Below are 12,735 nucleotides of genomic sequence, written 5' to 3'. Positions count from 1 at the left end.
TGATAATGTATTTCACTTTATTTTATTTAAATCATAATAGCATGATATATCATCATTTTTTTGAGTTAATCCTTCAATTGAAATTTATAATATCAAGTTGTGCACGGTTATCCTGAAATCATAAACAGGCTTTTACACTAGGTTATCCACAGCTTTATGGGATAACTCACAGAAAGTGAGATCACTGTTCTGATTTACAGCCTTGACTTTTGCAGATATTCCTCAAAATAATCCTATTTTGTCTAACTAATCGGCATAACCTGTGGATAAAACATCCTGTGATTGTTTTTTGTACGATTTAAGGCGGTGAGTCTTTTAATTGTTTTATCTAATCGCTGAAATAGGCATTAAAAACTAGCTACTAATTTGAATTATAAGTGATATTTTAAAATTTATATCAACAGCCTTTTTTATGATATAAAAACTATACCCTGATTATCTCACTCTTTTTCACATAGATATCCACAGAAAAAGTGAATAAATCCCCTAAGCATTTATGTGGGTGTTTATAACTTTCAAGTTTTCTGTGAATTAACTTAAATCGTCACAATCATGACGATGAAAAAGTTCGTTATCTCTTATTCTGGTTACTGTGGCTCAATATCGGGTGTGAACCATGCTGATTTGAAATCAAACCAACCAAAAGTATTCATTTTGACACCACGTATGGTTCTTTCTCCTTGTAACTCAAGTAAATGGTGGAATAAAGGATAAAGCCAAATATTGTGTGTTAACTGACGACACCACTCTTCTAGTGGTAGCTTTTTTTGATGCCATAAAGAGAGCTCGTGTGTAAATGAACGCCCTAAACAGTGATGAAAAAGAGGTAATTCATAAAGAGTAGCGAAAATAGAAAATTCTAAAGGTTTATAGAAATTTACCGTTGCTAACCAGATATCACTTTCTGCCTGGCCGTAATACCATTGTTCGTAATCAAGAACTTGAATGGTGAGCTCAATACCATACAGAGATAAAATATTTTTGATGAGTTCAGCGATAGTGCTGTATTCATGATGCTCTTTATAGAGTGTGACAGTCAGTTTGGTTAATGATGCAGGTTTGGGATGTTGACGTATTAATTTACTGTGATGCCAATGAAGTAGTAAACCATAAGCAGGAGACCAATGGCGTTGATAGAAAGGATCGCAATGTGTCAGCATATTAACTGGAGTTAATACACTGCTTAACCACTCTCTTATTTCTATTTGCTGGCATTGTGCTGAGCGACTATCGTAAAGTAAAAAATAACATCCTTCCTCTTTACGACTTTCCAGTGAATCTTTGTTTGTATCATCATCTGTTAAATGAATGGTTGAACAGACCATTTTTTTATTCAGTTCAGGTACAACCCATATATCAATTTCATCTAATAATGCTCGTAACCCAAAATAGCGACTAAAGGCTTTGATTTGCAGTTTATGCTGATCATTAGCCATGATTTGATAAGCACCTGTTCCTATTGGGTGCTGTGCAAAGTCTGAGAGTGATGCCCATTCTTGTGGCAAAATAACAGCTTGAGGGCTCCCTAATAATGTAGCAAATTGTTTATCCGCTTCGTTTAAGAAAATATCAAGCACATAAGGTTGAGGTGAGGAAATACGTTCTATATGTGCATAAAGTGGATTACAGTGCTTCATACGCATTAAGGAAGTGCTGATATCTTCAAAAGTAAGCTCGCGACCATGATGAAAGTAGATAGAAGGGCGTAAATAAAATCGCCAATGTTGCTCTGTGATCATTTGCCAATGGTGAGCTAATTCTGCTTCAACTTCCCCATTTTCCTCTTTTAAATACACCAGAGAATTAAATATTTGACTCATTAAATGTAATTCAGATCGCCTTAAAGGCGTTCCTGGCAATAAATTTCTAAAAGGACGATAGTAAATAATCCGAAGTAACTGTTGACCAGGATGAAAACTTTTTTCAATTTGAGAGAGCACCATTTGGCGCACGGAGTCTTTGTCACCCATTAGTGCAACAAGCTTTTCAATATCGTTCTCTTTTATTAATCGCTCAGCACGATTTTGTTGAATTTCCTGCGCATTAGATTGAAAACTCAATGTGGACTTTTTGCCTCTACCTACTTCTGCTTGCCAATTTATCCAGCCTATTTCTTGCATTTTATTTAACAAAGAACGGACATGACGGCGCGTACAATGTAGCGTTTGTGCTAATTCTTGTAAGGTAGTTTCAGATGTTTTTCCCTGAAAGGCTTGCCATAGGCGAATAAATTGTAACTCTAAGCGGGGTGTAGTCATAAAAGAGGAAATCCCTTAATAAAGTGATCAATTTTAATTTCCTTATATTAGACCGATAATGTTTGTGTTTAAAGTTAGCTCTCATGTTAGTTATCACAAATTATGAATACTGACAGACTCCCCCATTTGAGCATTCGGTGATTGCCGGCCAGTGATAATTGATCACTGGCTTTTTTATTGGCTATTTATTGAGATAAAAAAAAACCGTAAACGAATTTACGGCAAGAATGACAAAGTAAACATCACAGAAAGTAGAAGAAGGTAAGAAATTGTCTTTATTAGCGCATAAAGGCAGGTTGTTTTGCCTCGTAAGCACTAATGTCATCTTGGTGTTGTAGCGTTAATCCAATACTGTCTAATCCTTCAATCATGCAATGACGGCGAAATGAATCGATTTCAAAAGAGAAACATAATTCACCGGCTCTGACTTCTTGTGCCACCAAATCGACAGTAATAGGGGTACCTGTGTGTTGTTTCACCCAATCAAATAATTGTGAAACTTCATTGTCACTTAATTTGATTGGCAACAGTTGGTTATTAAATGAATTGCCGTAAAAAATATCAGCAAAACTAGGGGCGATAACGGCGTGAAAACCATAATCTGTTAATGCCCAAGGAGCATGTTCACGAGATGATCCACACCCAAAGTTTTCTCGTGCTAATAAAATAGAAGCGCCTTGGTAAATAGGCTGATTCAAAATAAAAGCTGGATTAGGCTGAGTACCTTCATCATCTAAGAATCGCCAATCATGAAACAGATGCTTACCAAAGCCAGTACGAGTGACTTTTTGTAAAAATTGCTTAGGAATAATGGCATCGGTATCAACGTTTGCTGCATCTAAAGGAACCGCAATACCCGTATGTTGAGTAAATTTATTCATCATGTTCTCCTTTAGGATGCCACTGCAAATGTACGGATATCTGCAAAATGGCCATTAATTGCCGCAGCTGCTGCCATTGCAGGACTGACTAAATGTGTTCGGCCTCCACGGCCTTGACGTCCTTCAAAGTTACGGTTGCTGGTGGATGCACAACGTTCGCCTGGATTTAATCGATCGTTATTCATAGCTAAACACATCGAACAACCCGGTAAACGCCATTCAAAACCTGCTTCAATAAAGATTTTATCTAAACCTTCGGCTTCAGCTTGTGCTTTAACCGGCCCAGATCCCGGAACAACAATAGCTTGAACATGGGATGCAACTTTATGGCCTTTTGCGATTTCAGCTGCAGCACGTAAATCTTCAATGCGTGAGTTTGTACAAGAGCCAATAAAGACTTTATCAATAGCGATATCTGTTAAATTAACGCCTTCACTTAATCCCATATATGCCAAGGCTTTTTCAGCAGAAGCGCGTTCAACAGGATCATTAAAGCTATCTAATAACGGTACGATTTGATCAATAGCAATAACTTGCCCTGGGTTGGTACCCCATGTAACTTGTGGTGCAATGTCGGCAGCATTAATCGTGACAGTGGCATCGAAAGTGGCATCATCATCAGACTTTAAGGTTCTCCAATAAGCAACAGCCTCATCCCATGATTGGCCTTTAGGGGCAAATTGACGACCTTTTAAATAAGCAAAAGTGGTGTCATCAGGCGCCACTAAACCTGCTTTAGCACCCATTTCAATTGCCATATTGCATAAAGTCATTCGACCTTCCATGCTTAAGGCTTCAATAGCTTCACCTGCAAATTCGACGATATAACCAGTACCACCAGCACTACCTAATTTGCCAATAATCGCTAATACGATATCTTTTGCGGTGATCCCAATGGCAGTCTTGCCTTGAACTTCAATTTTTAATGTTTTAGCTCGTGATTGTTTTAACGTCTGAGTTGCTAAAACGTGTTCAACCTCAGATGTGCCGATCCCAAAAGCTAATGAGCCAAAAGCACCATGAGTTGCTGTATGTGAATCACCACAAACAATCGTCATTCCGGGCAAGGTTAAGCCTTGTTCTGGCCCCATTACGTGAACAATCCCTTGATATGGATGGTTTAAGTCATACAGCGTAACGCCAAATTCTTGGCAGTTTTTCATCAACTCTTGCATTTGAATTCTCGCCATATCACCACAAGCATTAATATCTTTAGTCTGTGTTGATACGTTGTGATCCATCGTTGCAAAGGTTTTATTGGGTTGACGAACAGGACGACCTTTTGTTCTTAATCCATCAAAGGCTTGAGGTGATGTCACTTCGTGCACTAAATGGCGATCGATATATAAAATCGGTGTTTCATCACTCACTTCTCTGACAACATGTGCATCGTAGATTTTTTGATATAATGTTTTACCCATGTTATGCCCCTTCACGAATATATTGAGTGATACGATCACCCATTTCTGTCGTTGTAATTGCGTTACCATCTCCCGCTAAGTCTGCGGTACGATAGCCTTCTGCTAATACTTGAGTGATAGCATCTTCAATGGCTTGGGCCGCTTTGTCTTCATTAAAGCTGTAACGCAGTAATAATGCAGCCGACAAAATTTGTGCAATCGGGTTAGCGATATTTTTACCTGCAATATCTGGTGCTGAACCACCAGCTGGCTCATATAAGCCAAAGCGTTCTTCATTAACGCTTGCGGATGGTAACATCCCCATTGAACCAGTGATCATGGCGCATTCATCAGATAAAATATCGCCAAAAATATTGGAGCACAGTAATACATCAAACTGAGATGGATCTTTAATTAACTGCATTGTGGCGTTATCGATATACATATGCTGAATTTCAACATCTGGGTATTCTTTGGCAATACCAGTTACGACTTCACGCCATAAAATAGAGCTTTGTAAAACGTTCGCTTTATCAATAGACGTTACTTTATGGCGACGTTTACGCGCTGATTCAAATGCAAAACGGGCAATACGCTCGATTTCGTAACGATGATAAACTTCAGTATCAAAAGCGCGTTCTTGAGCACCTTCGCCTTCACGGCCTTTAGGTTGACCAAAATAGATACCGCCTGTTAATTCACGTACACACAAAATATCAAAGCCACGCTGTGCAATATCAGCACGTAATGGACAATAAGCTTCTAAACCTTCATATAGGCGAGCAGGGCGTAAATTGCAGAACAATTTAAAATGTTTGCGTAAAGGCAGTAACGCACCACGTTCAGGTTGTTCATTAGCGGGTAAATGCTCCCACTTAGGGCCACCGACAGAACCAAATAAAATAGCATCGGCTTGCTCGCAACCTGCTAAGGTATTTGCTGGTAATGGTGTGCCATGATTATCGATGGCAATACCACCGATATCATATTCTTTTGTAGTGATATTGAGTGAGAAACGCTCACTTATGGCATCCATCACTTTGTGTGCTTGAGCCATAACTTCAGGACCAATACCATCTCCGGGTAATACTGCAATATGATAATTTTTTGACATAATTAAACCGCTTCTTGTGTTGTATGTTGTTTGCGTTTTTCTATTTCGACTTGCTCTGAGCGCCAAATACTATTGATAACGTGGATCATGGCATTGGCGGATGAACCAACTATGTCTGTTTCTAACCCCATTCCATGAAATTTACGGCCTTGATACTCAACGACAATATCAACTTGTCCTAAAGCATCTCTACCTTCACCTTTGGCTGTTAATTGGTAAGTTACTAACTTTAATGGGTAACCCGTTGCACGGGATATTGCTTGATATACTGCATCTACGGGGCCATTACCGGTTGCTGCTTCAGTAATTTCTTTATCACCATGTGTAATGCTGACACTGGCGGTGGCAACAGTTGATGAACCAGATTGAGTATTAAAATAGTTCATAACAAATTCATCTGGCTCTTGTTGTTGCTGACCAATAAATGCTAATGCCTCTAAATCATAATCAAAGACTTGGCCTTTTTTATCTGCTAAACGTAAGAAGGCTGCATATAAATTATCTAAGTTATAATCTTTTTCTCGATACCCCATTTCTTCCATACGATGTTTGACTGCAGCTCGGCCAGAACGAGAAGTTAAGTTTAATTGCACTTCTTTTAATCCAATTGATTCAGGTGTCATGATTTCGTAGGTTTCACGGTTTTTCAGTACGCCATCTTGGTGAATACCTGATGAATGGGCGAATGCATTGGAGCCGACAACCGATTTATTAGCATGAATAGGTGTATTACATAATTGGCTGACTAATTGACTGGTACGATAAATTTCTTTGTGATTAATGCGTGTTTGAACATTCATCATTTGTTCACGGACTTTTATTGCCATGATAACTTCTTCTAATGCACAGTTACCTGCGCGTTCACCTAACCCATTAATAGTACCTTCAACTTGTCTTGCACCTGCTTGTACTGCAGTAATCGAATTAGCAACAGCCATGCCTAAATCATCATGACAATGGACAGAGATAACTGCTTTATCAATATTAGGTACTCGCTCAAATAAGTTGGTGATAATGCCACCGAATTGATAAGGTGTTGTATAACCTACAGTATCAGGAATATTAATTGTGGTTGCCCCAGCATTAATGGCGCTTTCTACGATCCGACATAAATTATCAATATGAGTACGACCGGCATCTTCACAAGAAAACTCCACATCATCGGTATAACGGCGAGCACGTTTTATGGAATTCACACCCATTTCAATAATATCTTCGAACGATTTCTTCAATTTATGTTCAGCATGTAATGCCGAGGTCGCCAAGAATACGTGGATACGAAAAGCTTCTGCGACTTTTAAAGACTCTGCTGCAACATCAATATCGTTATCAACGCAGCGAGCTAATGCACAAATACGGCTATTTTTGATCTCACGTGCAATAGTTTGCACTGATTCAAAATCACCTGGAGAAGAAACAGGAAAGCCCGCTTCAATGATATCCACACCTAAACGCTCTAAGGCATAAGCAATTTGTAATTTTTCTTTTACGCTTAAGCTTGCTTGCAATGCCTGTTCGCCATCTCTCAATGTGGTATCAAAAATAATCACGTTGTTGCTCATAATCTGTTCCTTTCTCTTTTTATTTGCTGTTTGCGCTCTCCCAGGTATAAAAAAACCCGCGACTAGCGCGGGTTTTCTCTTTAAGGGTAGGTGTGTTTCATTTTTTACCCATAAGCCGACCGCGCATAAAAGTTGCGAGTAGTAGTAGGCTTGATAGTAAAATTGCGTTTAACATGAAACACCCTTAGATAAGTTCTCAATAATCTTTATTTATTGATACCTAATACCAATAAAGATGTCAAGCATTGGAATTTATAAAATCATTTAGCCATATTATTTATAAAATTTTCACAGTGATTTTGACTAATATCTAAATTTTTACTAATGATTATGACTATCAGCAAATCATTGATTGGGTTAATGTTCCGTACATTGTTTAAAAAAGAGTGAAATGAAAAATTAAACAACTGTTTGCTTTTTTTTTAATCAGCTAAATGAGAAGGAAAAAGAGTATCAATGAGATAGTAAAGATTAATAAATGTAAGCAAGGTTTTGAATGTAAGCATAAAAATCATTGTATTATTAGAGTTGATAGCTCTTGGATACTTATTTTAGGAATGAAAATACATCATTTTATTATGATTTTTATCATACTTTGTTTTATTATTTGCAAGGCAGAAGGTAAAACAGGTTGTAATATATATTGATATAATCATTTTCTATACATGTAATTTTAATATCAATTTTTCATCTTTATATGAAAAATGTTTTTTTATTGATATGAAACTTATGTGTTTAGTTATATGCATGGACGATGAATAATAAATTTTAATAAATAGTTAAAGTAATAGTTAAGACATATCTATTATTAATAATGCCTTTGTTAATAATAGTTAATTAACCATTATAATAACATAGTGGAGTAAGAAATGACGGATTACACATCAGCAACAGTTACCAGTAAAGAATCAGCAGATATGCATTTACGTAATGTTGATCTTAATTTATTAACGGTATTTGATGCTGTTATGCAAATGCAAATGCAAAATGTCACTCGAGCCGCACAGGTTCTTGGCATGTCACAACCCGCAGTTAGTAATGCAGTATCTCGACTTAAAGTAATGTTTAATGATGAATTATTTGTTCGTTATGGTCGTGGTATTCAACCTACATTAAGAGCAAAACAGCTTTTTGGTCCTGTTAGACAAGCATTGCAATTAGTACATAATGAACTTCCAGGGGCTGGGTTTGAACCAGAACAAAGTGAACGTATATTTAATTTATCTATTTGTAGCCCGCTAGATATTAAATTAGCACCAAAAATAGTTGAACAAATTAAAAATAAAACACCTAACATTAATGTTAATATTAAATCTTACTTAAATAGTAATATAGAACACCAATTAAAATATCAAGAAGTCGAATTCTTTATTAATTATAAACAATTTGATAGAGCAGAGTTTCATTCACAGCCATTGTTTAATGATGAACTTGTTTTAGTTGTTTCTAATAAGCATCCACGTATTAAAGAAAGTGTGACACAAGAGATGTTATTAAATGAACAACATTCAATTGTTTCTTTAGATGATGTTGGTTCATTTAGTACTCCTTATTATAAAGATACTCATTTAGAAAATCTTATCACTTATCAGGGAACTGATTTAAATAGCGTATTAAATATTGTCTCTAAAACTTATTTAGTTGCTATTGCACCAAAATGGTTAGTGGAATGCAATGCTGAGCAATTAGACATCAAAGCCATTTCGTTACCTTGGGAAAAGACACTGCGTCCATGTTATTTAATTTGGCATGAATCAACCGAGCGTGACAAAGGTCACTTATGGATGAAAAATTTACTTAGTGAAGTTTGTCAGAACTAGAGTGTTTTCGCTCATAATTAGTTTTTATTTCTAATTATGCAGAAATAGTGGCAGATAACATTAGTTGTTAGACTAATGACCAACATGAGTTTTATGCGGTTAGATAAAATAAATTGGATTGCTGTCACTATTTTTGCCCTTTATTTATAATAATGACTATTATTCGCATTTTACTCGCTCAACGGTGATTTTCTACACCAATACTCTTTTCTATATATTGTCACTGATTACGTAATAACAGTTACTTGTTGTTATTCATCTATTTTTCTTTTTATCTTCCATAAAAAAATAGAATTGTAATGTCGAACTCCCTCACTGAGGTGAGATAGCTCCTTTTGACAAAACTTTTCATAACTCACAATTTTACAAATTTATGTAAAATTGAATTCCTTTATTTTGGTGGATCACTTAGACTTTTATCCGAGTCAGCGAACAAGTGTAAGCTGAAATTATAAGTGGCGTATTTTGTCCATTTCAGTTTGATAACACGGTCGCTTTTCCATAAATAGCAGGAAAATTATGATAACTAATAATAATCTTCAAGATTATCATATAATTAGAAGATTGCAGATGCGGTTTTTGCACAGCGGGAATAATATTGCTTATCGTCAGTGGGATGCTAAGCGCAATATCGAAATGTCATGGACAGAGGTTGAAAAGAAAACACGCGCGCTCTCAAATGCATTATTAGAAATGGGTGTGAGTGTTCAAGAAAATATAGGGATCTTTTCTCAAAATACCATTGATTGGTCTTTGGCTGATATTGCTTCTTTGCAATTACGTGCGGTAACTGTTCCTCTTTATGCAACCAGCAATGTTGAACAAGCCGCTTATATTTTAAATGATGCAAATATTCGCATTCTTTTTGTTGGCGACCAAAAGCAATACGATATTGCTTCTGAATTATTAGCGTTATGTCCTCAACTTGAACATATTATTGTATTTAACTCTGATGTCGTATTAAACACAAATCCAGCTTCATGTTATCTCGATAGTTTAATTAATAACACTCAATATCAGTATGATGACGTGTTAGTACAACGCATTGGTGAGTGTAATTTAGACGATCTGTTTACCTTGATTTATACATCAGGAACAACAGGGGAACCTAAAGGTGTAATGCTTGATTACACGAGTTTAGCATCTCAACTTTACCTGCATGACGAACGTCTTTCATTATCAGATAAAGACGTTTCATTATGTTTCTTACCGCTTTCTCACGTTTTCGAACGTGCTTGGAGCTTTTATGTCATGCACACGGGAGCTGTCAATGTGTATTTAACGGATACTCATGCTGTTAGAGAAGCAATGAGTGAGGTTAAGCCTACCGTTATGTGTGCTGTTCCGCGCTTCTATGAAAAAGTATATAGCGCAATTCAAGACAAAGTGTCTCAGGCTTCACTATTACGTCGATTTATTTTTAAATGGGCAATCAAGCAGGGTGAAAAACAGCGCGAAGCACAACTTAATCAGCGTAATCTCAGTTTCATTTCTCGTTTATGTTATCGCTTTGCTGATAAGAAGGTTTTAAAACCATTACGCCAAATTTTAGGTGGACGGGTCCGCTTTTTACCAGCAGCTGGTGCGCGTTTAGATGATGCTGTTATTCGTTTCTTTTTAGCAACAGGGATTAATATTAAATACGGTTATGGTATGACCGAAACCTGTGCCACTGTTTCATGCTGGGAAGAAAATAAGTATAAATTAGGCTCTATTGGTACACCACTACCAGGTATTGAAGTTCGTATTGGGGCTGAAAATGAAATTCAAGTCCGTGGTAGCATTGTTATGAAAGGGTACTTCAATAAACCAGAAGATACCGCGGCTGCTTTTACAGAAGACGGTTGGTTACGTACTGGTGATGCCGGCGCGCTTGATAGTGATGGTGCACTATTTATCACTGAACGTTTAAAAGACTTAATGAAAACGTCGAATGGTAAATATATTGCACCACAAATGATTGAAGGTACTTTAGGGCAAGACCGTTTTATTGAGCATATTGCGGTGATTGCTGATACGCGTAAATTTGTTTCTGCGCTGATTGTGCCTTGTTTTGATGCTCTTGAAGAACATGCCCGAGCATTAAATCTAAAATACCATGATCGCATCGAATTATTACGTCATACAAAAATTAAAGAACTGTTTGATGAGCGTTTACGTGAAATGCAAAAAAACTTTTCTAGTTTTCATCAGGTTAAGCGATTTACGTTGCTTGCTGAAGGTTTTTCAATGGAATCAGGTGAGTTAACACCGACATTAAAACTTCGCCGTAAAATTATTTCAGAACGTTATCGAAATGAAATTGAATTGATGTATCAAGATTAAATTTAAGCAAGAAAAAGCACCTTTAAGGTGCTTTTTTCTTGTGAAATTACTGATTGATAGATAATGATGATTAAAATAATTGATAAAAGGCATAAACGGAAACGTTGACGCATACGGTTTTATCAGTAAATTGTGTTAAAATGCAAAATCAGATCAGCATAATGACTGAAGTTCATAGCAATATGTAATAAATAACACATTTAATAATTAAAAGAGGCTAATGTGAAACTGGATGAAATCGCCCGCTTGGCTGGTGTTTCACGAACAACAGCAAGTTATGTCATTAATGGTAAGGCGAAACAGTACCGTGTAAGTGACAAGACTGTTGAAAAAGTGATGGCGGTGGTCAGAGAGCATAATTACCACCCGAACGCTGTTGCCGCGGGATTACGTGCTGGTCGTACGCGTTCTATTGGTTTGGTTATTCCTGATTTGGAAAACACCAGTTATACCAGGATCGCAAATTACCTTGAACGACAAGCACGCCAACGCGGTTATCAGTTGCTAATTGCATGTTCAGAAGACCAACCTGACAACGAAATTCGTTGTGTTGAGCATTTATTACAACGTCAAGTTGATGCCATTATTGTTTCAACGGCATTGCCACCAGAACACCCTTTTTATCAGCGTTGGGCTAATCGCTCATTACCGATTATCGCGCTAGATAGGGCATTAGAAAGTGAGCATTTTATCAGCGTTGTTGGTGATGACTTAGAAGATGCCAAAATGTTGGCAACTGAACTGAAAGCTTTTCCTTCGCAATCTGTACTTTACTTAGGGGCCCTTCCTGAACTCTCTGTGAGTTTTTTACGTGAACAAGGTTTCCGTAGTGTTTGGAAAGATGATCCTCGAGAAGTAACCTACCTTTATGCTAATAGCTATGAGCGAGAAGCCGCAGCAGCAGCTTTCTCAGAATGGCTAAACAATAATCCAATGCCAGATGCATTATTCACAACTTCGTTTGCTTTATTGCAAGGGGTTATGGATGTGACGTTACAACGAAGTGGCCGTTTACCAACACAATTGGTTATTGCGACTTTCGGTGATCATGAGTTATTGGATTTCCTTGAATGCCCTGTTTTATCTGTCGCTCAACGACATCGTGATATTGCAGAACGTGTATTAGAACTTGTTCTTGCTAGTCTGGAAGAAGAACAAAAACCGCAAGCGGGAATTACACGTATTCGTCGTGATTTATGTCGCCGAGGCAGTTTAGGACGCGCACGTTAATTTGATATTGCTTTATCATAATTACCTGCATTTATACTCATCCCTGTTTTATTAAATTAAAACGGGGATGCTTTATTTGATTTAAGAATGTCGAATAGCTTAGAGAATATTAAATTTGAGATTAATCTTAAGCCTTTTTTTACTA

Annotated in this window: 8 protein-coding genes; 3 read left to right on the top strand and 5 right to left on the bottom strand. The window is 37.0% G+C overall.

Translation table 11 applies throughout. The features are described from left to right. Nucleotides 1-587 precede the first annotated feature (587 nt). The 5 genes from sgrR to leuA form a co-directional block, all read right to left on the bottom strand. The gene (gene sgrR, locus LG402_RS15005) at nt 588-2,258 is read right to left on the bottom strand and encodes an HTH-type transcriptional regulator SgrR (RefSeq protein WP_227335846.1); all 1,671 of its coding nucleotides are present in this window, start codon (nt 2,256-2,258) and stop codon (nt 588-590) included. Between the two features lie 278 nt (nt 2,259-2,536). Then, nucleotides 2,537-3,142, bottom strand: a complete 606-nt coding sequence (leuD, locus tag LG402_RS15000) for a 3-isopropylmalate dehydratase small subunit (RefSeq protein WP_166540894.1) — start codon at nt 3,140-3,142, stop codon at nt 2,537-2,539. 8 nt (nt 3,143-3,150) lie between these two features. Further along, on the bottom strand, nt 3,151-4,560 hold the full coding sequence (gene leuC / locus LG402_RS14995; protein ID WP_109407476.1) for a 3-isopropylmalate dehydratase large subunit: 1,410 nt from the start codon (nt 4,558-4,560) through the stop codon (nt 3,151-3,153). A 1-nt stretch (nt 4,561) separates the two neighbouring features. Next, nucleotides 4,562-5,653, bottom strand: coding sequence for a 3-isopropylmalate dehydrogenase (leuB, locus tag LG402_RS14990; RefSeq protein WP_109407475.1), 1,092 nt, complete (start codon nt 5,651-5,653; stop codon nt 4,562-4,564). Between the two features lie 2 nt (nt 5,654-5,655). Then, nucleotides 5,656-7,215 carry a 2-isopropylmalate synthase gene (gene leuA / locus LG402_RS14985; RefSeq protein ID WP_166540893.1) on the bottom strand — a complete coding sequence of 520 codons (1,560 nt, stop codon included), beginning with the start codon at nt 7,213-7,215 and terminating at the stop codon, nt 5,656-5,658. An 869-nt stretch (nt 7,216-8,084) separates the two neighbouring features. Here leuA and leuO point away from each other — a divergent pair. From leuO to cra, 3 genes are all read left to right on the top strand, one after another. Further along, nucleotides 8,085-9,035, top strand: coding sequence for a transcriptional regulator LeuO (gene leuO / locus LG402_RS14980; RefSeq protein ID WP_227335845.1), 951 nt, complete (start codon nt 8,085-8,087; stop codon nt 9,033-9,035). A gap of 519 nt (nt 9,036-9,554) precedes the next feature. Further along, nucleotides 9,555-11,360, top strand: a complete 1,806-nt coding sequence (locus LG402_RS14975) for an AMP-dependent synthetase/ligase (protein ID WP_227335844.1) — start codon at nt 9,555-9,557, stop codon at nt 11,358-11,360. A 222-nt stretch (nt 11,361-11,582) separates the two neighbouring features. Next, nucleotides 11,583-12,590: a catabolite repressor/activator gene (gene cra / locus LG402_RS14970; protein WP_072069275.1), complete on the top strand. Its 1,008-nt coding sequence runs from the start codon at nt 11,583-11,585 to the stop codon at nt 12,588-12,590. Nucleotides 12,591-12,735: the final 145 nt, after the last annotated feature.

The organism is Proteus sp. NMG38-2 (assembly GCF_020640995.1).
In the GTDB taxonomy this organism is placed as follows: Bacteria; Pseudomonadota; Gammaproteobacteria; order Enterobacterales; family Enterobacteriaceae; genus Proteus.
Note: the sequence above shows the minus strand (reverse complement) of the source record. Positions and strands in the feature narration are given on the sequence as shown.